Origin of the sequence: Streptomyces sp. NPDC101152 (assembly GCF_044768275.1) — a bacterium.
Classification (GTDB): domain Bacteria; phylum Actinomycetota; class Actinomycetes; order Streptomycetales; family Streptomycetaceae; genus Streptomyces.
Genome location: NZ_JBIWPO010000041.1, coordinates 1 through 21,691 on the forward strand (window position 1 = coordinate 1; position 21,691 = coordinate 21,691).

20 protein-coding genes are annotated in these 21,691 nt (G+C 71.5%); 9 read left to right on the forward strand and 11 right to left on the reverse strand.

Annotation, left to right across the window (positions count from 1 at the left end):
- Window positions 1–212: 212 nt before the first annotated feature.
- Window positions 213–2,159 carry a right-handed parallel beta-helix repeat-containing protein gene (locus ACIRVK_RS34625; RefSeq protein ID WP_404254208.1) on the reverse strand — a complete coding sequence of 649 codons (1,947 nt, stop codon included), beginning with the start codon at window positions 2,157–2,159 and terminating at the stop codon, window positions 213–215.
- A 279-nt stretch (window positions 2,160–2,438) separates the two neighbouring features.
- Between ACIRVK_RS34625 and ACIRVK_RS34630 the strand changes: the two genes are divergently transcribed.
- Entirely contained in the window at window positions 2,439–3,590 is a 1,152-nt protein-coding gene (locus ACIRVK_RS34630) for an acyl-CoA dehydrogenase family protein (RefSeq protein WP_404254210.1), read from the forward strand.
- Here the strand turns inward: ACIRVK_RS34630 and ACIRVK_RS34635 are convergent.
- Genes ACIRVK_RS34635 through ACIRVK_RS34650 form a run of 4 tightly spaced genes read right to left on the reverse strand, consistent with a single transcriptional unit; the run spans window position 3,584 to window position 8,615 of the window.
- Window positions 3,584–4,099 (reverse strand): PaaI family thioesterase, encoded by a 516-nt coding sequence (locus tag ACIRVK_RS34635; protein ID WP_404254212.1) that lies wholly within the window; start codon window positions 4,097–4,099, stop codon window positions 3,584–3,586. The genes ACIRVK_RS34630 and ACIRVK_RS34635 overlap by 7 nt on opposite strands.
- A gap of 12 nt (window positions 4,100–4,111) precedes the next feature.
- A complete protein-coding gene (locus ACIRVK_RS34640; RefSeq protein WP_404254214.1) occupies window positions 4,112–5,086 on the reverse strand; it encodes an LLM class flavin-dependent oxidoreductase in 975 nt (324 codons plus the stop codon).
- The gene (locus ACIRVK_RS34645) at window positions 5,083–7,512 is read right to left on the reverse strand and encodes a GNAT family N-acetyltransferase (protein WP_404254216.1); all 2,430 of its coding nucleotides are present in this window, start codon (window positions 7,510–7,512) and stop codon (window positions 5,083–5,085) included. Before ACIRVK_RS34645 ends, ACIRVK_RS34640 begins: the two co-directional genes overlap by 4 nt.
- A gap of 23 nt (window positions 7,513–7,535) precedes the next feature.
- Window positions 7,536–8,615 carry an amidohydrolase family protein gene (locus ACIRVK_RS34650; protein WP_404254218.1) on the reverse strand — a complete coding sequence of 360 codons (1,080 nt, stop codon included), beginning with the start codon at window positions 8,613–8,615 and terminating at the stop codon, window positions 7,536–7,538.
- A gap of 158 nt (window positions 8,616–8,773) precedes the next feature.
- Between ACIRVK_RS34650 and ACIRVK_RS34655 the strand changes: the two genes are divergently transcribed.
- From ACIRVK_RS34655 to ACIRVK_RS34690, 8 genes are all read left to right on the forward strand, one after another.
- On the forward strand, window positions 8,774–10,096 hold the full coding sequence (locus ACIRVK_RS34655; protein ID WP_404254220.1) for a phenylacetate--CoA ligase family protein: 1,323 nt from the start codon (window positions 8,774–8,776) through the stop codon (window positions 10,094–10,096).
- Window positions 10,096–10,815 (forward strand): hypothetical protein, encoded by a 720-nt coding sequence (locus ACIRVK_RS34660; RefSeq protein WP_404254222.1) that lies wholly within the window; start codon window positions 10,096–10,098, stop codon window positions 10,813–10,815. The genes ACIRVK_RS34655 and ACIRVK_RS34660 overlap by 1 nt, the downstream gene beginning before the upstream one ends.
- 14 nt (window positions 10,816–10,829) lie before the next feature.
- Complete coding sequence (locus ACIRVK_RS34665; RefSeq protein WP_404254338.1) at window positions 10,830–11,741, forward strand: SDR family oxidoreductase; 912 nt, start codon at window positions 10,830–10,832, stop codon at window positions 11,739–11,741.
- Between the two features lies 1 nt (window position 11,742).
- Window positions 11,743–12,201, forward strand: coding sequence for a Zn-ribbon domain-containing OB-fold protein (locus ACIRVK_RS34670; RefSeq protein ID WP_404254224.1), 459 nt, complete (start codon window positions 11,743–11,745; stop codon window positions 12,199–12,201).
- A complete protein-coding gene (locus ACIRVK_RS34675) occupies window positions 12,198–13,346 on the forward strand; it encodes a thiolase family protein (RefSeq protein WP_404254226.1) in 1,149 nt (382 codons plus the stop codon). The genes ACIRVK_RS34670 and ACIRVK_RS34675 overlap by 4 nt, the downstream gene beginning before the upstream one ends.
- A 16-nt stretch (window positions 13,347–13,362) precedes the next feature.
- On the forward strand, window positions 13,363–14,586 hold the full coding sequence (locus ACIRVK_RS34680; RefSeq protein ID WP_404254228.1) for an acyl-CoA dehydrogenase family protein: 1,224 nt from the start codon (window positions 13,363–13,365) through the stop codon (window positions 14,584–14,586).
- Window positions 14,583–15,698, forward strand: coding sequence for an acyl-CoA dehydrogenase family protein (locus ACIRVK_RS34685; RefSeq protein ID WP_404254230.1), 1,116 nt, complete (start codon window positions 14,583–14,585; stop codon window positions 15,696–15,698). Before ACIRVK_RS34680 ends, ACIRVK_RS34685 begins: the two co-directional genes overlap by 4 nt.
- 103 nt (window positions 15,699–15,801) lie before the next feature.
- A complete protein-coding gene (locus tag ACIRVK_RS34690) occupies window positions 15,802–16,239 on the forward strand; it encodes a glutaredoxin domain-containing protein (RefSeq protein WP_404254232.1) in 438 nt (145 codons plus the stop codon).
- Between the two features lie 22 nt (window positions 16,240–16,261).
- Here ACIRVK_RS34690 and ACIRVK_RS34695 read toward each other — a convergent pair whose 3' ends face one another.
- Genes ACIRVK_RS34695 through ACIRVK_RS34720 form a run of 6 tightly spaced genes read right to left on the reverse strand, consistent with a single transcriptional unit; the run spans window position 16,262 to window position 21,618 of the window.
- The gene (locus ACIRVK_RS34695; protein ID WP_404254234.1) at window positions 16,262–17,419 is read right to left on the reverse strand and encodes an acyl-CoA dehydrogenase family protein; all 1,158 of its coding nucleotides are present in this window, start codon (window positions 17,417–17,419) and stop codon (window positions 16,262–16,264) included.
- A gap of 14 nt (window positions 17,420–17,433) precedes the next feature.
- Window positions 17,434–17,952 (reverse strand): DoxX family protein, encoded by a 519-nt coding sequence (locus ACIRVK_RS34700; protein WP_404254236.1) that lies wholly within the window; start codon window positions 17,950–17,952, stop codon window positions 17,434–17,436.
- Entirely contained in the window at window positions 17,949–18,860 is a 912-nt protein-coding gene (locus tag ACIRVK_RS34705) for an SDR family NAD(P)-dependent oxidoreductase (protein WP_404254238.1), read from the reverse strand. The genes ACIRVK_RS34700 and ACIRVK_RS34705 overlap by 4 nt, the downstream gene beginning before the upstream one ends.
- Window positions 18,861–18,894: 34 nt before the next feature.
- Entirely contained in the window at window positions 18,895–20,049 is a 1,155-nt protein-coding gene (locus ACIRVK_RS34710; protein ID WP_404254240.1) for a CaiB/BaiF CoA transferase family protein, read from the reverse strand.
- A gap of 32 nt (window positions 20,050–20,081) precedes the next feature.
- Window positions 20,082–20,852 (reverse strand): enoyl-CoA hydratase/isomerase family protein, encoded by a 771-nt coding sequence (locus ACIRVK_RS34715; protein WP_404254242.1) that lies wholly within the window; start codon window positions 20,850–20,852, stop codon window positions 20,082–20,084.
- Between the two features lie 10 nt (window positions 20,853–20,862).
- On the reverse strand, window positions 20,863–21,618 hold the full coding sequence (locus ACIRVK_RS34720) for an SDR family NAD(P)-dependent oxidoreductase (RefSeq protein WP_404254244.1): 756 nt from the start codon (window positions 21,616–21,618) through the stop codon (window positions 20,863–20,865).
- Between the last annotated feature and the right edge of the window lie 73 nt (window positions 21,619–21,691).

A 21,691-nucleotide genomic window follows, 5' to 3' on the forward strand; every position in this document is an offset into this window, starting at 1 on the left:
GCGCGGACGGTCACGTCGGCCCCTTCTACTCCGTCGTCATGAAGGACCGGAAGCCCCAGTTCAGCTGGAACGAGGCCGACGTGCTGAACTGGAGCGCCAAGAAGCCGTACGACTTCTGACGGCCCGCCGGCCGCAACGCGGCCCTGTCTCGATGGAGGGCGCGGGTTGATGAGGGCCCACGGCCCGCGCCCTCCGCAGGCATCAGGGTGTTGTCAGGCCGGCTGCCAGGAGAGGATCGACTGGTACGGCGACTCGATGCCGCCGGCCGCGATGATGCTCGACGGGACCTGGGCCGCCCCGGTGATGGCGTGATTGCCCTTGATCAGCACCTGCTTGTTGTCGTAGTCGGACGGACCGTTCGGCCAGTAGTTGCCCTCGATGTCCGTGGGGTCGTACGTCCCGTCGCCGGCCGTGTAGTTCACGTGCTTGCTGCCCCACGGTGAGACGTTGATGTTCCAGACCGCGTTGCCGAGGACCGAGACATAGGTGGCGCCGTTGTCGGTGTACAGGACATGGCCGCCGGAGGTGTTGAGCTGGTCGTGGACGACGTTGCCGCTGACCTTCTCGCCGTTGGCCAGCGAGGTGCCGGTGATGCCGTTCGTGTAGACGGCACCACCGTCACCGAGGACCGACATGTGGTCGTAGATCAAGTTGTTGGAGATCGTGTTGTTGTTCGAGTAGTTCGGCTGTGCGGGCAGGCTCACCTTGTCGGGCCAGCCGCCCCAGCCGATGGAGACCGCCGTGTACGGCACGTGGTCGATCTGGTTGTGGGTGACGGTCGAGGTCTCGATGTATCCGGCGTCGACGGCGACCCCGCCGTGGTATTCGGTGGCGATGTCGTAGAAGTGGCTGTCCTTGACGGTGATCCCGCTGGTGTGCTGGGCCGAGCTGGTGGGCTGGGGGATGTCCACGCCGCCCAGGTCGAGTCCGTTGCCGGAGATGTCGGTGAACACGCAGGCGGTGACGGTGTCGTTCTGTGAGCCGTTGCCGAGGTCGAGGCCGGCGGCGCCGAGGTGGACGAAGTAGTCGTGGTCGAAGTGGATGCCGCTGTCGTAGGTGAACCGGACCGCGCCGGGCATCTTCGTCCAGTTGCCGTAGGGGCAGGTGCCGCCCGACACGAACGTGCACAGTCCCTGGGTGGCATAGCCCGTGGCGCCGGTGACCTGGTACGTCGCCTGGATCTCCGAGAAGCCGGTGCCGGTGTTGGATGTCGTGTAGTTCGCGTAGCTGAACTGGATGCCCTGGAAGCCGATGTGACTGGGCTCGTCCGAGGCGTTGGCGGAGGTCGCCACCAGTGTGTCCAGCGAGGGCGCTTCGACGTCCGCCGTGGTCAGGTCCTCCCCGGAACGCGGGATGTAGTAGAACCGGTGCTCGGTCTTGTCCAGGTAGAACTCGCCGGGTTTGTCGAGGAGTTCGTAGGCGTTCTCCACCGCCGTCGGTGCCTCGGTGATCGACTTGCGGCCGACCAGGTTGTACGTGCGGCCCGACCCGTCGGTGCGCATCACGCGCTGGGTCGAGTTGTTCCAGCAGGGCTGGGCCATGGTGATGGCGGTACTGGTGACGGAGGCGACCGGGCAGCGCGGCTCGGTCCACAGTCCGAGCCCGCCCCGGTAGACGAACTCGATCGCCGACGGATTGCGCCAGCCTGCCATGGGATCACCGGACGCCGTGGAGTATCCGGTCGCGGTCTGCCTCACCGACACCGGCAGGGAGCCCGTGGCGCGCTGGGCGCGCACGCCGTTCACGTAGAGCTGCCGGGTGTCCAGGCCGCCGGGCGCCGGGGCGGACCAGATGGCGGAGTCCGTGCTGGTCCGGGTCCAGCCGGTGACCTGGACACCGCCGCTGATGACCGGGTTCTGCCCGGCTGCCGCCTTCCACCAGACCGTACCGGCCGTACCGCCGCCGGAGTCCGCGGCGGTGAAGGTGAGGGTCTTGTCCAGCCGGTAGACGCCTCCGGCCAGGGTCACCGTGACCGGACCGGACGTCGACCTGTCGATGGACCGGACCGCGTCCTGCGCCTTGGTGAGCGTACGGAAGGGGGCGTCGGCGCTGGTCCCTGAGTTGCTGTCACTGCCGCCGGGGGAGACGAAGTAGGTGACCGCGGCCGCGGCGTGGGCGGGTGAGGTGAGCACCGCGAAGGACAGGAGTGCGCAGCACAAGGCTGCGAGGAGTCGATAAGACCCGATGAATAGGGGAAGTGGCCTGCCGGCTCTCGCGGCCTGCGCCGGATTTCTCGTCGATAACATGCAGGAAAAGTAGGGGTGAGGGGTGGAGAGGTCAATGGCCGTGGCGGAGATACATCGGATCAATAGGAGCGGCTGGGTGCTGCGCCGTCCCGCGGGCCGTCCGTGGAAAGGCCGTACTGACCGACCCGGCCTTTATCCGCTAACATAGAATAATTAGATAGATGAATAGGCGACTGGTGGCGAGGAGTGGCCGTGGACTTCGGGCTGACCGACGAGCAGGACCTGTTGCGCGCGACGGCACGGCAGTTCGTCGCCGATGTGTGTCCGGCCCAGAGGGCCAAGCAGTGGGACGAGGAGGGTGTCGTACCGTCCGAGTTGTTCCGCGGTATGGCCGACCTGGGGTGGTTCTCTCTCCCGTTCAGTGAGGAGGAGGGCGGCGACGGCGGCGGGCCGCTCGAACTCATCCTGATCGCCGAGGAGCTGGGGCGGGCCAGTTTCGACGTCGCCATGTGCTACATCGGCGTGCTCATCCCCGGGATCACCGTGTTCCGGTGGGGCAGCGAGGCGCAGCGCGACTTCATCCGCGAGCAGGTGATGACGGGGCGCCACCGGCTGGCCGTCGGCCTCAGCGAGCCGGACAGCGGATCCGACGCGGCGGCGCTGCGCACCACCGCCGAGGACCATGGGGAGCATTTCCTCGTCCGGGGTCAGAAGGCGTGGTGCACGGGCGCCGGACTGCCGGGCACGACCATCGCGACCTATGTGCGCACGGGGCCCCGCGAGCCGAAGCACGGGGGCATCAGTCTGCTGCTCGTCGACCCGGCGACGGACGGTGTGCAGGTGCGCCGGACGCCGACGCTGGCCCGGCACATCCTGGGCACCAACGAGGTCTTCTTCAACGACGTACTGGTCCCCAGGGAGAACCTCGTGGGACCGCGTGACGAGGGCTGGAAGGTCATGCTCTCCAACATCGAGCTGGAGAAGGTGATCATCAGCGGCGGATACCTGGGGGCGGCCCAGTCCACCCTGGACGAGATGCTGGAGTACGCGCGCACCCGGCAGGCCTTCGGCCGGCCGATCGGCAACTTCCAGTCGCTCGCCCACGCCATGGCCGACCTGCAGACCGAGATCGACTCCGCCCGGCTCCTCGCGTACCGTGCCGCCTGGCTGCTCGCCCAGGGCAAGCCGTGCACCCGCGAGGGCTCGATGGCGAAGCTGAAGGGCTCGGAGACCTATGTGGCCGCCGCCCGGCTCGGGATGCAGGTCTGCGCGGGGCACGGCTTCTCGACGGAGAGTGTGATGAGCTTCCGCTACCGGGAGTCGATCGTCGCCACGATCTCCGGCGGCACCAGCCAGATCCAGCGCAACGGGATCGCCCGCAGCATGGGACTGCGGTCCTACTGACCCTCCGCGGCGTCGATCTGACCGGCCAGCCACTCCTCGTGCCGTGCGAAGTGGCCCCGGTCCCGGGTCACCCAGATCCCCGAGGCCCGGGCCAGCACCGCCCGGGTCGGCAGCAGGACCATCTCGCCCTGGATGTACCACCGCGAGCCCTCCCGCCGCTCGACCCACGCACGTACCTCCAGCGGACGCTCCACCGGCACCGGCTTGACGAAGCTCACGGTCAGTTCCGCCGTCACGCTCAACACCCGGTGCAGCAGCGGGAGATGACCGAGGCAGTCGTCCAGCACGGCCGCCGTCCAGCCGCCGTGCGCGACGTCGGGGCCGCCCTCCTGATCACGTGGGCAGGCGAGTTCGAACCACGCCACACCGTCGTCGTCGAGACGTTCGTGGCGCACGCCCAGCCGGCAGGAACCGGACCCCCGGCACGCACCGCACAGCGCCACCCCGCCACGGCTGCGGGGCGGCTCCTGGAAGTCCGCGCCCGCCCAGTTCGCCGTCGTGTTCCGCATGCGCTCCTCCTGTCAGCACCCGGCCAGCAGCGGGCGCAGCTTCCCGGCGATGAGCTGGACCTGTCGGGCCACCATCTCCTCGGGCATCCCGGCCAGTGAAGCCCACAGGAACACCCCTTCCACCGGCAACCCTGCCACGTACGCCTTGACGGCCTCGGCCGTGTCCTGCGGTGTGCCGTAGAGGAACTGTCCGACGCCCCTCGCCTGCAGCCCCGTCTCCCGCCATTTCTCGGGGTCGATGGGGCGAGGGACCGGCTGGTCCGTCCCCTCCACCATGTACCGGCGGTAGCTGTCCCACTGGTACGCCAGGTGCTTGCGCACCACCGGCCAGTCCCCGTCGGGGTCCTCGGTGACGAAGGTGGTGAAGGAGCCCTGCATCCGGGCCGTCGCCACGTCGTACCCGCTCTCGGCGAGGCCCTCCCGGTACGGCGCCAGCAGGTCGGGGTTCAGGGACAGCAGTCCCGTGCCGAGCCGGCCGGCCCGCCGGGCGCCCTGCGGGCCCTGATAGCCCAGCCAGATCGGCAGGGGGTCCTGAACGGGGCCGGGAGTGACCAGGGACTCGGCCCACAGGCCGCGGATCTCCCGCACCCGTTGGTCGGTCGTGGTGTACCGCTTGGCGAGGTCGGCGCCGAACAGGCGGTACTCGGGCACCCGGTAGCCGGTGCCCAGGCCGAGGTCCAGCCGGCCGTCGCTGATGATGTCCACGATCGCGGCCTGTTCGGCGAGGTCGGCGGCCGCGTGCAGGGGCGCGGGGATGACCGCGGTGCCCAGGCGGACTCGGCGGGTGCGGGCCGCGGCCGCCGCCGCCATGGTCAGCGGCTGGGGAAGATACCCGTCCTCGAAGCCGTGGTGCTCGGAGAACCAGACGGAGTCGAGGCCGAGCCGGTCGGCCTCTTCGCACATCTCCAGCGCGAACCCGTAGACCCGGGACCAACTCTGCCGCCACGGCGGCGGGTTGCGCAGGTCGAAGTAGATGCCCACCTTCACGTCCAACCGCCTCCCGCGGTGTCGTCCGCCAGTCGCATCGTCGCGTGGGCGACGGCGACTCCTTCTCCCGGCGGCAGCAATCGCACCGGGCGCAGTTCCAGAGCCTCGATCCGGGGAAGGTCGTCGAGCATCGCCGCGATCCGCAGGACGGTCTCCTCCAGCGCCCCCAGATCCACTCCGGGGCCGCCCGTCCGGCCGTCGAGCAGCGGAGCCGCCCGCAGCGAGCGGACCATCTCGCGGGCGTCGCGGTCGCTGAGCGGGGTGACGCGGTGCGCGACGTCCGCCATGAGGTCGGCGTAGTCACCGGTGAGACCGAAGGAGACCACCGGCCCGAAGACCGGGTCCGCGCCCACGGAGAGGAACGCGTCCGGGCCCGGGCCCGGTTCGGTGTCCCGGACGGCGATTCCGTACGCGTCCAGCAACGCGGTGACGACCGCCGTGGGAACCGGACCGGGCGCGCGGCCGGCGACCAGCGATCGGGCGCGCTCGACGTCGACTCCCGGAAGATCCGGTACGACGCCCGCGGGGGTGCTGCGCCAGGCCTGGTAGGCCGCCGCGTGCCCGAGTGACGTCGCCGCCGCCTCGGGGAACGTGTAGGTGGGCACGACCAGGTCGTCGCGGTGGAGGAGGTCCGCGACGCCCGCACCGCCCAGGAAACTGGTCACCACCGGTTTGTCCGGTGCGGTCGCGGCCGCGTCGAGGATCGCGGCGGCCACCTCGTCGGGCTTGTCCGCCAGCGGTGGCATGAACAGAACGACGGCCGCGTCGATGCCGTCGTCGGCCAGAACCGCCTCCAGAGCGTGCCGGTAGTGCGCGGCGGTGGCCATCGGGGTCAGGTCGATCGGGTTGGCCGTGTCCGCCTGGGGCGCGAGGGCCGCACGGAGCGTCCGGCGGGTGCGCTCGCCCAGCGCGGGCACGCTCAGACCGCTCGCCGCGCACGCCCCGACCGTCAGCGCCGCCGGACCGCCCGCGTTGGTGATCACGGCGACCCGGTTTCCGGGTGGGGGCGGCTGGTGGGCGAGCAGCAGGGCGACGTCGAACAGTTCCTGGAGACTGCTGGTGCGGATGACCCCGGACTGGGCGAACAGCGAACTCACCGCCGAGTCCGCGGGGCCCGGGTGGACGGCGACGATCGGCTTGCGCGGCGCGATGCGGCGGGCGACGCGGGCGAACCGGCGCGGGTCGCCGAACGTCTCGACGTGCAGCAGGATCACCGAGGTCGCCAGATCCTCCTCCCACCACTGGAGCAGTTCGTCGGTGGAGACGTCCACGGCGTGGCCCACCGACACAAAGCCGGAGAAGCCGAGCCGCAGCCGCTTGGCGAAGTCGAGGACCGCGAGCCCAAGCGGCCCGGACTGGCTGGACATCGCCACCCGGCCGGGCGTCGGGAGGGCCGGGGAGAACGTCGCGGCCAGCCGCGCCGCGGGGGTCGTGTTGAGCACGCCCATGCAGTTCGGGCCGACCAGCCGCATCCCGGACGCGCGGGCGAAGCGGGCCAGCTCCAGCTCGGCCGACCGCCCTTCGGGGCCGGCCTCGCCGAACCCCGTCGAGACGACGACCACCGCTCTGACACCGGCCGCGGCACACTCGCGTACGACCGCGGGCACGGCCTCGGCGCGTACGGCCACGAGCGCGAGGTCCGGCGGCTCGGGAAGGTCCCGGACGCCGGCGTACGCGGGTATCCCGGCGATCTCCTCGGCCTGCGGGTTGACCGGGAAGACGTTCCCGCCGAAGCCGCCCCGCAGCAGGTTGGCCACGATCTCGTGGCCGATCGTCAGGGGGCTGCGGTTCGCGCCGATCACGGCGACCGAGCGCGGTTCGAGCAGGGGCCGCAGGGAGCGGCGTACGGCGGTGTGCTCGCGATGCTCGGCGCGGGCGACGGCCTGGGCCTGGGGGTCGACGGCGATCTCGAAGTGGATGATCTGGCCGGGCGGCCCGGCCTCCACCCGGTAGCCGGAGCCGAGGAAGACGTTGATCATCCGGGCGTTGTCGGCGAGGACGTCGGCCTCCAGCACGCGGATGCCCCGGGCGCGGGCGGCGGCCGCGATGTGCTCCAGGAGCAGTCGGCCGAATCCCTCGCTCTGGTGGTCGTCGCGGATGGTGAACGTGACCTCGGCGTGCTCCGGTTCGTCGGGGTCGCGGACGTAGCGGACCAGGCCGGCGATCTCGTCGCCGGCCAGGGCGACGAGGGCCAGTTCGTCGAGGTAGTCCACGTGGGCGCCGCGGCGGATCACGTCGTCGCGGGCGCGGACCACCGGGCCGAGGGAGCGGTAGGCCAGGGTGGCCCGGGACAGGCTGCCCACGAAGGCGACCAGGCGGTCGGCGTCCTCGGGCCGGATGGGCCGGACGAAGGTCGACCGCCCGGTCCTGACCAGCCCTGGCCGCTCCAGGTCGTCCGGATACGTGGCGTCGGGGGGAGTGGTCACCGGTGTTCCGTCGCCGACGCCGCTCAGACGGCCGCCTCCTGGGGTGTCTGGTCCGGCAGGTCGAACAGCTCGTTGAAGGTGCCGCGTGTGACGCGTTCGCGGATGTCGGCCGGCACGCCGTCGAACAGGTCGTGCAGCGTGGCCTGGGTGTGGCCGTAGGTGCCCTCCAGGTGGGGGTAGTCGTCGCCCCACATCACGTTGCGGTAGCCGGTGGACTCGACGATCTCCACCGAGCTCTTGTCGTGCTGGAAGGACGCGTACACCTGCTGGCGGATGATCTCGCTCGGCAGTCGGCTCAGCTTCGGCCGGACGAACATGCCGTGCTGACGGTAGGCCTCGTCCATGCGGTCGCCGATGGCCGGTACCCAGCCCGCGCCGCCCTCGGCGATGAGGATCCGCAGGTCCGGGTGACGGTCGAGAGCGCCGCCCGCGACCATGTGGGACACCACCCGCATGCCCGGATACGTCGTCTCCATGTAGTTGACGACCGCGCCGCCGGGTCCGCGGAAGACGACGTTCTGGCCGCCCGTGCCGATGTGGAAGCCGAGCACCATGCCCGCCCGCTCGGCCGCGGTCCACAGCGGTTCCCAGCGGTCCAGGGCGTACTCCTCGCCCTCCCGGGTCGAGCACGGCAGGAAGACCGCCTTGAAGCCGAGCTCGGCCGCGCGCTCGAGTTCGGCGACCGCGTCGCCGATGTCGGCCGTGGAGACGCAGGCCGTGGTGATCACGCGCTTGTTCTTGCTGAGGATCTCGTCGTACGCCCAGTCGTTCCAGGCCCGCACGGTCTCCCGGGCCAGCTCCCGGTCGGTGATCGACACGAGCCAGAACCCCATGGAGGGGAAGGCCAGTTGGGACCACACGCCTTCCTGGTCGAGGTCCTTGAGCCGGACCTTCAGGTCCCAGGCGCCCGGCGGGCGCATGGCGTCCATGAAGTCGCCGAGCTGGCGGTCGATACGCTCGCCGTCGATGTAGAGCATCTCGTACTTCTCCCCGCGCTCGCTGCGCGGAGCCCGGGCGCCGAGCCGCGCGGGCAGTCGCTCGGTCCACACGTCGGCGGGTTCCATCACATGGGAGTCCCCCGAGTTGACCCAGATCTTCGACATGACGCTCCTTCGGGTCAATGGATGTAATCAGTTAGCGATTTTAGTTCCATGGTCGACCGAAGGGAAGGTGGGCCCGCCTTCGTCTTGAATCCGTAGAATTGGTTGACTGATTGCGCTGATGGCTGGAAGATCTGGGCACCGAGCCGCGAGGAGGCGCCATGGTGGGTGACAGGGACACCGCTGACAGGTACTTCGAACCCGAGGTGGAGACCATGCCCCGCGAGGAGCTGCGCGCGCGGCAGGAGGAACGGGTCCTCGAGCTCGTCGAGTACGCCTACGCCAACTCCGCCTTCTACCGCGAGCTGTGGGACGCACACGGGGTCCGCCCGCGGGACGTCCGGTCCCTGGAGGACTTCCGGGCACGCGTCCCGTTCATCACCAAGGACATGGTGCGCGCCTACCGGGCCCGAACCGGCGACCCCTTCGGCGGCCTGCTCTGCGTGCCGACCGAGGAACTGACCTCCGTGTCCTCCAGCTCGGGCACCACCGGCGATCCGGAGTTCTTCGCCGAGATCTGGCAGGACGCCCCGCCCCTGGTCACCGCCCAGGTGCGCGACCTGTGGGAACTCGGCCTCCGGCCCGGCGACCGGGTGCTGAGCCCGCCCGGCACCTTCCGCAACCTCATGGACCCCGGCTACCAGGCCCTCGGTGCCGTGGTGATCGAGGTGGACACCTGGATGGGGAAGATGCACGAGGTCGTCGAGGCCCTGCGCACCTACCGGCCGGCCTATCTGCAGATGATGTACCCGCAGATGGTGGAGCTGGAGCACCTGGCCGAGAAGACCGACCTGAAGGAGGCCTTCTCCTCCCTCAAGGGCGCCTCCTGCGCCGGCCAGCCGCTGAGCCGGAAGATGCGCCAGCGCATCCGTGAGGACTGGGGCATCGACGTCTACGAGTACACCAGCGCCGCCGACACCGGCACCGCCTGGGAGTGCCGTGAGCACGACGGCTTCCACCTCTGGGAGGACACCGTCTTCGCGGAGTGCGTCGAGGTGACGGAGGACGGCTGGCGGGACGTCCCCGACGGCGACCTCGGCGAACTGGTCGCCACCGATCTGGACAACCGGGCCGCACCGCTGATCCGCTACCGCAGCGAGGACCTGGTCCGGCTCTCCGGCGGCACCTGCGGCTGCGGCCGCACCCACGCCCGCATGTGGGTGGCCGGCCGGCGCGGCGACGAGACGCTGGTCCAGGGGCGATCCGTGGTGCTGCGGGACATCTGGCAGGTGGTGGAGGACCAGCCGGAGACGGTCGCCGGAGTGTTCCAGATCGTCCGCGACCGCCGTGAGGTCGACGAACTGCGGCTGCGCGTCGGCTACGACCCCGAACTCACCGGCGACGTCGAGGCCCTGGCCGGCCGGCTGGGCGAGGCCGTGCGCGAACGCACCGGAGTCAAACCGGTGCTCGACCTGCGCCCCGAGGAGGACCTGTTGAAGACCATGACCAGCGTCGCCAAGTTCCCCCGGGTGGTGAAGAGCTGATGGCCCGCGCCGACACCCTCGCCCGCGCCAGGCGACTCGACCGCCCCGAACTCGCCTACCTCGTGCGCTTCCCGGCCGTCGGCGGCACCCGGGAGACGGGGCTGACCTGGGCCGAACTCGCCCGGGACACCGACTGGGCCACCGCCCGCCTGCGTGAGCACGGCCTCGCGCCCGGACAGCGGGCCCTGCTGACCGCGTCCGGCTTCGAGGGTTTCTGGGGCCATGCGGTGATCGGCGCACTGCGGGCGCTGAAGGTGACCTACGGCATCGCCGAGGCGATGGGCTGGGACCACCGCCGCACCTCGGTCTTCCACCGCGAACTGCGTCCGCACGCGGTGATCGGCCTCTCCGCACAGACGCTGGAGGGCCTTGCCGGTGGCGCCGACATCGGCGAGATGTTCCGGCCGACCGAGGTCGTGCTCGCCCGGCCCGCAGCCGTACCGATGCTGCGTGCGGTGGGCGTGTCCGCCTGCGTGTTCTCGCCCGTCGGCCCGGCCCTCGCCCTGGAGTGCCCCGAGCGCGGCGGCGCCCACGTCAACGGCGCCGAATGGCGGATCGGCGACCGCGGCGGGGAGCTGTTCCTGGCGGCCGGCGATCAGCGCACCTCACCCCTGCCCGAGACCCCCCTCGGCATCGCGGGCCGCGTCCTCACCGGCCGGTGCCCGTGCGGCAGCGAGGACCCGCGCGTGCTGCTGGCCGAGGCCGACCGGCCTTCCTGATCGAGGAGTTGATGATGTCCGAAGAAGTGGTCGACGGCCGTGTCGTGGTCGTCACCGGAGCCGGCAACGGCATCGGCCGGGCCCACGCCCTGGCGTTCGCCGCGCACGGGGCCAAGGTCGTGGTCAACGACCTGGGCGGCGGACGCGACGGCGGGGGCGCCTCGTCCGGACCCGCGCAGGCCGTGGTGGACGAGATCGTCGCGGCCGGCGGCGAGGCCGTCGCCAACACGGACGACATCTCCGCCTGGGACGGCGCCGGCAGGCTCGTCCGGCAGGCCGTGGACACCTACGGCGGCCTGGACGTGCTGGTCAACAACGCCGGCATCCTGCGCGACCGGATGATCGTGTCGATGACCGAGCAGGACTGGGACAGCGTGCTCGCCGTCCACCTCAAGGGCAGCTTCGCCACCCTGCACCACGCGGCCGCGTACTGGCGCGAGCGTGCCAAGGCCGGTCACGCCAACGACGCCCGGGTGATCAACACGACCTCCCCGTCCGGCGTCTTCGGCAACCCGGGCCAGTCCAACTACGGCTCCGCCAAGGCGGGCATCGCGAGCCTCACCATCATCGCCGCCGCCGAACTCGCCCGCTACGGCGTGACGGTGAACGCCATCGCGCCGACCGCGCTGACCCGGCTGACCGAGGACATCGAGACGATGCGGCAGGCCGCCCGGAACCAGGACCTCACCCCGGAGGCCATCTCGCCGCTCGTGGTGTGGCTGGGCTCGGCGGCCTCGCGCGAGGTCACCGGCCGGGTCTTCGGCGTCGTCGGCAACCGCATCACCGTGCTCGAGGGCTGGGTGGGCGGACCCGGCGCGAGCGCCGAGACCCGCTGGACACCGCAGGAGCTGTCCTCCGTCGTGCCGAACCTGGTGGCCAAGGCCGCACCCAACGCCGACGCGCTCGGCAACCGGAACGGGGCGTGAGATGACGACGACGCGATGCCCGGTCGCCGAGGACCTGTTCACCTGGCCGGCCGGCCCCGACGACCCGCTCCGGCTCATCGGCTCCGAGTGCGCGGACTGCGGCCTGGTGAGCTTCCCGGCCGCCCCGGACTGCGTGCGGTGCGCGAGCACGGACTCGAAGCGACGCCTGCTCGCCGACCGCGGCACCCTGTGGACGTACACCACCCAGAACTTCCGCCCGCCGTCCCCGCCGTACGACGGCCCCGAGTCCTTCGAGCCCTACACGGTCGGTTACGTCGAACTCCCCGGCGAACTGCTGGTCGAGGCCCGGCTGACCGAACCCGATCCCGGCAAGCTGCGCATCGGACAGCCCATGCGGCTCACGCTCGTGCCCTACACCGTGCAGGACGACGGCACCGAGGTCGTCACGTTCGCGTTCGCCCCTGCGCAGGAGGGCACAGCCGAGGAGGAGACACCATGACCGAGGCAGTCATCATCGGAGTCGGGCTCCACCCCTTCGGCCGCTTCCCCGGCAAGCCGGCACTCGACATGGGCGCGGACGCGGTACGACTCGCCCTCGCTGACGCGGGCGTCGACTGGCCGCAGATCCAGGGCGGTTACATCGGCAGCTACGAGGTCGCCAACCCGGACGCCATCGTCGGACGCCTCGGCCTGACCGGCATCCCGCTGCGCGGCGTGTTCAACGGGTGCGCCACCGCCGGTACGGCCCTCGCGCTGGCCGCCCGCGCCATCGAGACCGGCGAACACGACCTGACCGTCGCGATCGGCCTGGACAAGCATCCGCGCGGCGCCTTCGCGGCCGATCCGTCCGTGGCCGGCATCCCCTCCTGGTACGGGCAGACCGGGCTCTTCCTCACCACGCACTTCTTCGGCATGAAGATCAACCGCTATATGCACGAGCACGGCATCTCCCACGAGACACTCGCCCGCGTCGCCTCGAAGAACTTCCGCAACGCGGCCGGCAACGAGAAGGCCTGGCGTCGGACTCCCCTCACCCCGGAGGAGGTGCTCGCCTCGCCGGTCCTCAACTACCCGCTCCGCCAGTTCATGTACTGCGGCCCGAACGAGGGCGCGGCGGCACTCGTGCTGTGCCGCGCCGACCAGGCCCACAAGTACACCGGGAAGCCGGTTCGGGTCCGTTCTACCGCCCTGCGCAGCCGCCGGCTGGGTGCCTTCGAGGTGCAGAGCCCGTCGTTCCCGGTAGGTGAGCCGGTCGACAGTCCGACCGTGGACGCCTCCCGGGCGGCCTACGAGCTGGCGGGCATCGGCCCGGAGGACGTCGACGTCGCCCAGCTCCAGGACACCGACGCCGGGTCGGAGATCATCCACATGGCCGAGAACGGCCTGTGCAAGGACGGCGAACAGGAACGTCTCGTCGCCGAGGGCGCGACCGAGATCGGCGGCCGGCTGCCGGTCAACACCGACGGCGGCCTGCTCGGCAACGGGGAACCGATCGGCGCGTCCGGACTGCGCCAGATCCACGAGATCGTCCTCCAGCTGCGTGGCGCCGCCGGGCTCCGGCAGATCCCCGGCACCCCTCGCGTCGGCTACACCCACCTGTACGGCGCGCCCGGCGCGTCGGCGGTGACCATCCTGTCGACCTGACAGCGGAGCGAAAGCGATGACATCCGACGACCCGCAGGACTTCGCCGCCGAGGCGCGCCGCTTCCTGGACTCCCACGCGGCGAAGGCCCCCGACCGGGCCACCGTCACCTGGGGCGAGGGCGACGACTCGATGGCCTACTTCAGCAGCCTCCCGCCCGACCAGGAGGCGGAGCAGGTGCGGCGGGCCCGTGCCTGGCAGCGCACCCGCCACGAGAACGGCTTCGGCTGGATCACCGGCCCGCCCGAGTACGGCGGCCGGGGCCTGACCCCCGTCCATGAACTGGCCTACGCCGCCGTCGAGTCCGAGTACGACGTCCCGGACACCGGCGTGCTGAGCGTGGTCGGACTCGGCATGATCGGACCGACGATCCTCGCCCACGCCCGACCCCACATCAAGGAACGCTGGCTGCCCGCGATGTACCGCGGGGACGCCATCGCCTGCCAGCTGTTCAGCGAGCCCGGCGCCGGGTCCGACCTGGCGAGCGTGGCGACCCGGGCCGTCCGCGAGGGCGACCAGTGGGTGCTCAACGGGCAGAAGGTGTGGACCTCCGTCGCCCACCACAGCCAGATCGGCCTCGCGCTGACCCGGACGAACCCCGACGCTCCCAAGCACCGTGGCATCACGGCCTTCCTCGTCCCCATGGACGCGCCGGGCGTCGAGGTGCGGCCGCTGCGGCAGATGACCGGCGGCGCCGACTTCAACGAGGTCTTCCTCACCGACGTCCGTGTCCCCGACGACCACCGCCTCGGCGAGGTCGACGGCGGCTGGACGGTCGCCCTGACCACGCTGATGAACGAGCGCGACACGGTCGGCAGCGAGGGCGCGGGCCCGGTGGCCGCCGCCCTGTCCCCGGACCACCTCTCGGCACTCATGCGCGCCACCTGGACCTGGGACGACCGCGCCCTGCGCGCACGGCTCGCCGAACTCCTCGTCGACGCGATGGCCACCGGCTACCTCAACGCCCGCGCGCAGCGCACCCTGCGGGCGGGCACCGCCCCCGGCCCCGAGAGGTCGGTCGCCAAGCTGATGTACGGTCAGAACCTCACCCGCGCCGCCCACTTCGTCTCGGAGTGCCTCGGCCCGCGCATCATCGCCGACACCGGCCGCTGGGGGACGTACTCCTGGGCCGAACTCCTGCTGGCCACCCCGGCGCTGCGCATCCTCGGCGGCACCGAGGAGATCATGAAGAACATCCTCGCGGAACGTGTCCTCGGCCTGCCGAAGGAGGCACGCCCATGAACGCCGACGAGAACGAGCTGAAGGAACTCCGAGCGTCCGTGCGGGAGTTCATGGACGCCAAATCACCCGAAGAAGCCGTGCGCAAGCTCATGGACAGCGAGCCGCGCTTCGACTCCGAGGTGTGGGCGCAGGCCTCCGACCAACTGCGGCTCGCGGGACTGGCCGTTCCCGAGGAGTACGGCGGGGACGGCTTCGGCCTCGTCGAACTCGGCGTGGTGCTGGAGGAGATGGGCCGCGCCCTGTTCTGCGCCCCCTTCTTCTCCACCGTCCTGCTGGCCGCCCAGGCGCTGCTGGCCTCCGGCGACAAGGACGCCTGCGCGCGCCACCTGCCGGGCGTCGCCGCCGGCCGCACCACGGCCACCCTCGCCGTCGCCGAGGACGACGGCTCCTGGGACCCGGCCCTGATCACCGCGCGTGCCCGGCCTGACGGGGACGGCGAATGGCGGCTGACCGGACGCAAGTGCTTCGTGATCGACGGGACGACGGCGGACCTGGTCCTGGTCGTCGCCCGCACGGTCGCCGGTCCGTCGCTGTTCGCGGTCGACCGGTCGGCGCCGGGCCTGTCCGCGGAGCCGCTCACCACCCTGGACGCCACCAGGGCCATGGCCCGGCTGACGTTCGACGCCGTGCCCGCGGTCCTCGTCGGCACGGACGGCGCGGGCGGACGCGTCATGGCCCGCGTCCTGGACGTGGCGTCGGTGGGGCTGGCCGCCGAGCAGGCGGGCGGAGCGCGGCGGTGCCTGGAGATGAGCGCCGAGTACGCCCGTACCCGGCACCAGTTCGGCCGGCCGATCGGCTCCTTCCAGGCCGTCAAGCACAAGTGCGCGGACATGCTGGTCCAGGTCGAACTCGCCGAGGCCGCGTCACGGGAGGCCGCGCTGCTGGCCGCCGAGGGCTCCGCGGACTTCCCGGTCGCCTCGGCGGTCGCCCACGCGAGCTGCTCGAAGGCGTACATGTTCACCGCAATGGAGAACATCCAGATCCACGGCGGCATCGGCTTCACCTGGGAACACCCGGCGCACCTGTACTTCCGGCGGGCCAAGTCCTCCCAGCTGCTCTTCGGCGGCCCGGCGATCCACCACGAACGCCTCCTGGACCGGCTCGGCATCTGACGGCCGGGCCGTGGAGAGGGCCCCGGGGCTTCGGACGTCCCCGGGGCCCTTTCGGCGACCCGCCCCGTTGCGTGGTCCGGCGCGTCGCATACCCTTCGTGCTCATGACGCGCGCCTGGATCCCGCCGGTCCTGTTCCTGCTCTGTGGCACGGGGCTCGCGGTCGTGCAGTTCCTGGACGCGAGCCCCGGCACGGCCGTGGTCATCCTGCTGGCGTTCGTGCTGCTCGCAGGGGTGAACTCGCCCCTCGTCTTCCCCCGTTCGATCGACGCCGGGGAGGCACGACGTCGCAGCGCGGTCGACGGCCGGCCGGTCGTCTACTGGCGGCCGGGCTGTGCGTACTGCCTCCGGCTGCGCATGCGGCTGGGCCGCAGGGCCCGCCGGGCGCACTGGGTCGACATCTGGCGCGACCCGGAGGGAGCGGCGGCGGTGCGGGCGGTCAACGACGGTGACGAGACCGTGCCGACCGTCGTCGTGGCCGGCCGGTCCTACGTCAACCCCGATCCCGCGTGGGTGCGCGAGCAGCTCTCCCGTTCCGCGTGAGCGCAGGGCCACGAGGGCGGGTTCAGCCGCGTGCCGCCTCGCCGAGCAGTGCCTTCGCGATGATGACCTGCTGGATCTGGCTGGTGCCCTCGTAGATGCGGAACAGACGCGCGTCGCGGTAGAAGCGCTCGACGGCGACGCCCCGCATGTAGCCCGCGCCGCCGTGGACCTGCACGGCCCGGTCGGCGACCCGCCAGACCATCTCGCTGGCGAAGTACTTCGCACAGGACGGGCCGATCTTGGTGTCGGTTCCGGCGTCGAAGGCCAGTGCCGCCTCCAGGACCGTGGCCCGGCCCGCGTAGTAGTCGGTCTGCGAGTCCGCGATGAGGCCCTGGACGAGCTGGAAGGAGCCGATGAGCTTTCCGGACTGCCTGCGGGTGCTCGCGTAGGCGACCGACTCGTCCACCAGCCGCTCGGCCATGCCGACCATCAGCGCCGAGATGTGCACACGTCCGTGCGCGATGCAGCCCATGGCCGTGGAGAACCCCCGGTTGAGCCCGGCCTCGCCGCCGACCAGCGCGGAGGCGGGGACGCGTACGTCGTCGAAGTACACGTCCGCGGTCCAGGCCCCGAACTGGCCCATCTTGTGGTCCCGGGGCGCCACCGTCAGACCGGGGGTGCCGGCGGGGACCAGGAAGGTGGAGATGCCCCGGGTGCGCGGGGCATCCGGGTCGGTGCGGGCGAAGACCATGAAGACGTCGGCGAGCGGGGCGTTGGTGATGTACCGCTTGGCGCCGTTGATCACCCAGGTGTCGCCGTCGAGGTGGGCGCGTGTGGTGAGCGTCGACGGGTCGGACCCGGCCTCGGGTTCGGTGAGCGCGAACGACGCGAGGACGTCACCGGAGGCGATCCGCGGCAGCCACTCGGCCTTCTGCTCCTCGGTGCCGCCGACCATCAGGACGTGCCCGGCGATGCCGTTGTTCGTGCCGAACATGGAGCGCAACGACGGTGTGGTGTAGCCCAGTTCGAACATCAGACGGGCCTCTTCGTGCATCGACAGGCCCAGCCCGCCGTACTCCTCGGGCAGCGCGAAGCCGAACAGTCCCATCTTCTTCGCCGCCTCGCGGATGTCCGCGGGCATCTCGTCCTTCTCGTCGATCTCCGCCTCGAGCGGCACGACGCGTTCCCGGACGAAACGCCGGACCTCGGACAGCACCGCGCTGAAGTCAGCCGCGTCCATGTCGACTCCCTTACCTAGTGATCCGTTGGTGTCTCGTCCGGCTTGCGCTCGGGCCGGTAGCAGGCGGCCAGCAGGGCCGCCGCACTCGCCGTGCCGAGGCCCGCCGCGAGCAACGCCGCTCCCACGCCTGCGCGTCGGCGGCCGATCAGCCCGTCGAGCGAGTACCGGCCGTGGCCCAGTGCCGCCAGGGCGACGGCCGCGCCACCCACCACACCGGCGTACTCCCAGCCGCCCTTGAAGACGAAGAAGCCCTTGCCCCGGTGGTCGGTCCGGGCCGCCACGGTCATCAGCCCGACCGCCGCGGCCGCGGGCAGGGGGCCTGCCACGCCGAGGGCGATGCCGGCGCCCGCCGCCATCTCGGCCCCGGCCGCCGTCCGGGCGTGCACGGCGGCCGGCCGGAGGCCGAGCGCCTCGAACCAGCCCGTCGTGCCCTTCAGACCGCCCGGCCCCGCGACCTTGTTCCAGCCATGGGTGAAGAGCATCGGGCCGAGGGTCGCCCGCAGGACGAGCGCGGCGGCGTCGTGCCCGGTCACTGGCCCGCTCCGGTCGCCCGCCCCAGGGGCGCGACACCGTACAACTGGGGTACCGCTTCCACGAGTTCGTCGTAGGTGAGGGCCTTCCCCGAGCGGCTGGGGTGGACCGCGGCGACGGTCCAGCCCTGGAGCCGGTTCAGCCGGTCGCCCTCGATGCGCAGGACCTGGCCGGTCAGCCAGGCCGCGCTGTCGGAGGCGAGGTAGACGACGACTCCGGAGGCGTTGGCGGGGTCGCGCGGGTCGAAGTCGTCCGTGGCCCTGAGGGATTCACCGACGTCGAGTCCGTCCGTCATGCGGGTGGCCGCGATGGGGGAGATGGCGTTCGCGGTGACGCCGTACTTGCGCATCTCCAGGGCCGTGAGGACGGTGAGCCCGGCGATCCCGGCCTTGGCCGCGCCGTAGTTGGACTGGCCCTGGTTGCCGAACAGGCCCGTCCCGGACGTCGTGTTGATGACCCGGCCGGTGACTCGCTCACCGCGTTTCGACGCCTCGCGCCAGTATGCGCAGGCGTGCCGGGTGAGCGCGAAGCTGCCCTTCAGATGCACCGCGATCACGGAGTCGAACTCGGCCTCGGTCATCGAGAACAGCATCCGGTCGCGCACGATGCCCGCGTTGTTGACGACGACGTCCAGCCGGCCGAACTCCGCGACCGTGTCCGCCACCATCGCCTCGGTGGCCGCCCAGTCGGTGACCGAGGCGTGGTTGGCGACCGCCCGGCCGCCGAGCTTGGTGATCTCCGCGACCACGTCGTCGGCGGGGGAGTCCCCGGTCCGCTCGCCGTGCACGCCCGAGCCGAGGTCGTTGACCACCACGGTCGCCCCGGCCTCGGCGAGCGCCAGGCAGTGCGCCCGGCCCAGCCCCCGGCCACCGCCGGTCACGATGGCGACCTTGTCGTCGAGGATGCCCACGCCGTACCTCCAAGAAAATGGCAGATGTCCCAGGTCAGTCGAGTTCACGCAGTACGTCGTCGGTGTGCTCGCCGAGCATCGGCGCGCCGGCGCGCGGCTTGTCGTCCACACCCCAGAAGCTCACCGGGGTCGCCACGGTCCGCAGCGGGGGCGCGTCGCCCATGCCGGGCTGCTCGACGAACGCCCCCACGGCCTCCGCCTGCGGATCGGCGGACACCTCCGCCAGGGTCTGCACGGGCGCCCACCACACGCCCTCGGCGTCGAAGCGCGCCGCCCACTCCTCCAGCGGCCGTTTGGCGAACTCCTCGTCGAACACGGCGATCAGCTCCCGCACATGGCCCCGGCGGGCCTTGCCGGTCGCGAACCGTTCGTCGTCCGACAGGTCCTCGCGGCCGAGCGCCTTGACCACGCCGGGCCAGTGCCGGCCGCCCTCCAGGCCGACCAGCCAGAACCAGCGGTCGTCGGCGGCCCGGTAGCAGTTGTAGAGCGGCGACTCGTGCTCGGTGCGGGGGCGGGTACGGCCGCGTCTGCCGAAGAAGTTCTGCAGGGCGAGGTCGTTGCCGTTGGCGTAGGTGCCGGAGCGGAGCAGCGACACGTCCACCACGCCGCCCTCGCCGGTGCGTTCGCGGCGCAGCAGCGCGGCCAGCACACCCGCGACCAGGTTGGCGGCGGCCGTACGGTCGCCGAGGCCGGGGCGGATGCCGGGCGGCGGCTCGCCGGCCGGGTTGAGCATGGCGGCGATGCCGGGCCGGGCCCAGAAGGCGGAGACGTCGTAACCGGCCCGGTCGCGTTCGGCGCCCGCCCAGCCGTAGCCCGTCAGGGTGCCGACGACCAGCCGGGGATGGCGTTCCCGCAACTCCTCCGGGTCCAGCCCCAGCCGCTCCAGGGCGCCGGGCCGGAGGTTGGTGACGAAGACGTCGGCTCGCTCCAGCAGTCGCTCCAGGATCTGCTTGCCGTCCTCGGAGCGCAGGTCGAGGACGATGCCGCGCTTGCCGCGGTTGTCGGTCTCGAACGGGGGCGCGCTGTCGATGTCCTGGCCGACGTGCCTGAGCGTGTACCGGTTGGGGTCGCCGGTGGGTGCCTCCACCTTGATCACGTCGGCGCCCCAGTCGGCCAGCATGGTGGCGGCGGCCGGGGCGGCCACCCACATGCCCAGCTCGACGACGGAAAAGCCTTCCAGTGGCCGCACGGCCCACCTCCAGATGTGTCGGGGACGGTTCGCTACCTGCCGCGGAACTCGCCCGGGCGGCGCTCCCGGAAGGCCTTGAGCCCTTCGGTGCGGTCCTCGGTGCAGAACAGCACCGAGACGGTCTCCCTCTCGTAGGCGATCGCCGTCTCGAGGCTCATGGCGCGCCCGTGGTCGATGAGCCGCTTGCCCGCGGCGAGCGCGAGCGGTGCCCCGGCCGTCAGGCCGGCGGCCAGTCTCTCGGCGGCGGCGAGCGCTCCGCCGGGTTCGGCCAGCTCGTTGACCAGCCCGAGCTGCCAGGCGCGCTCCGCGTCGATCGGCTCCCCGGTGAGGATCATCTGCTTGGCGATCGCCGGTGGCAGCAGACGAGGGAGCCGCTGCGTGCCGCCCGCGCCCGGCAGGACGCCCAGCTTCATCTCGGGCAGGCCCAGCCGCGTGCCGCGCTCCGCGACCCGGAGGTCGCAGGCGAGTGCCAGCTCGAGGCCGCCGCCGAAGGCGAAGCCGTGGACGGCGGCGATCGACGGCTTGGGGAAGTCCTCCAGGAGCGCGAACGCCTCGGTCAGCCGCCCCACGAAGGCCCGGAACTGCCCGGGGGAGGTGAACGACTCGATCTCGCCGAGATCGGCACCGGCCGAGAAGGCGCGTCCCGCTCCGGTCACGATCAGGGCGCGTACGTCGTCGTTGACGCGTATCTCGCCGAGCGCGCGGGTGAGGCGGTCCACGGTCTTTGAGCCGACGGCGTTGAGCCGTTCCGGCCGGTCGAGGGTCAGGACGGCGATTCTGTCCCGGAGTTCTACACGCAGCACGGTGCCCACCTCAGACCATCGTCAGGCCGCCGCTGACCGAGAGCGTCTGCCCGGTCATGTAGGCGGCGTCGTCGGACGCGAGGAAGGCCACCACACCGGCGATCTCGGTGGGCTGGGCGACGCGGCGCAGCGGGATGGCCCGCACGGTCGCGTCGTACATCTTCTGGCTGTACTCGGCGACCTGTCCGAGCAGCGCGGTGTCGGTCGGGCCGGGGCAGACGCTGTTGACGGTGATGCCGTGCCGGGCGACCTCGCGGGCCAGGGCCTTGCCGAAGGCGATGACGCCGCCCTTCGTCGCGGAGTACACGACCTCGCCGGAGGAGCCGACCCGGCCGGCGTCCGAGGCGATGTGCACGATCCGGCCGCCGCCGCGCTCGATCATCGCATCGAGCACGGCTCGGGTCATGGTGATCGTCCCGCGCAGGTTGACCGCGATGATCCGGTCCCAGGTCTCCTCGTCGCTGTCGACGAACCGGCCGATGACGTCCACGGCCGCGTTGTTCACCAGCACGTGCACCGGGCCGAGTTCGGCCGTCACCCGCGCCACGGCCGCATGCACGGCCGCGCTGTCGGAGATGTCCGCGCCGACACCGGTCGCGCGCACCCCGTACCGCTCCGTGAGCCGTGCCGCCACCTTGCCCGCGGCCTCGGGGTCCAGGTCGCAGACGGCGACCGCGGCACCCTGGTCGGCGAGCCGGTCGGCGATCGACTCGCCGATGCCGCGCCCCGCTCCGGTGACGAGCGCCACCTTGTCCCGTACGCTCACGCGCCCTCCCTGTCCCGGAACCAAAAACAGCGCTATCGTATAACTACTTCAGCTAAATAAGCGAGATGTAGAG

What these genes read in the sequence shown, in the direction of transcription:
- ACIRVK_RS34635 (WP_404254212.1), bottom strand. Translation starts at nt 4,099, where the DNA reads ATGCGGAACACGACGGCGAACTGGGCGGGCGCGGACTTCCAGGAGCCG.
- ACIRVK_RS34650 (WP_404254218.1), bottom strand. Translation starts at nt 8,615, where the DNA reads ATGTCGAAGATCTGGGTCAACTCGGGGGACTCCCATGTGATGGAACCC.
- ACIRVK_RS34655 (WP_404254220.1), top strand. Translation starts at nt 8,774, where the DNA reads ATGGTGGGTGACAGGGACACCGCTGACAGGTACTTCGAACCCGAGGTG.
- ACIRVK_RS34660 (WP_404254222.1), top strand. Translation starts at nt 10,096, where the DNA reads ATGGCCCGCGCCGACACCCTCGCCCGCGCCAGGCGACTCGACCGCCCC.
- ACIRVK_RS34665 (WP_404254338.1), top strand. Translation starts at nt 10,830, where the DNA reads ATGTCCGAAGAAGTGGTCGACGGCCGTGTCGTGGTCGTCACCGGAGCC.
- ACIRVK_RS34670 (WP_404254224.1), top strand. Translation starts at nt 11,743, where the DNA reads ATGACGACGACGCGATGCCCGGTCGCCGAGGACCTGTTCACCTGGCCG.
- ACIRVK_RS34675 (WP_404254226.1), top strand. Translation starts at nt 12,198, where the DNA reads ATGACCGAGGCAGTCATCATCGGAGTCGGGCTCCACCCCTTCGGCCGC.
- ACIRVK_RS34680 (WP_404254228.1), top strand. Translation starts at nt 13,363, where the DNA reads ATGACATCCGACGACCCGCAGGACTTCGCCGCCGAGGCGCGCCGCTTC.
- ACIRVK_RS34685 (WP_404254230.1), top strand. Translation starts at nt 14,583, where the DNA reads ATGAACGCCGACGAGAACGAGCTGAAGGAACTCCGAGCGTCCGTGCGG.
- ACIRVK_RS34690 (WP_404254232.1), top strand. Translation starts at nt 15,802, where the DNA reads ATGACGCGCGCCTGGATCCCGCCGGTCCTGTTCCTGCTCTGTGGCACG.
- ACIRVK_RS34695 (WP_404254234.1), bottom strand. Translation starts at nt 17,419, where the DNA reads ATGGACGCGGCTGACTTCAGCGCGGTGCTGTCCGAGGTCCGGCGTTTC.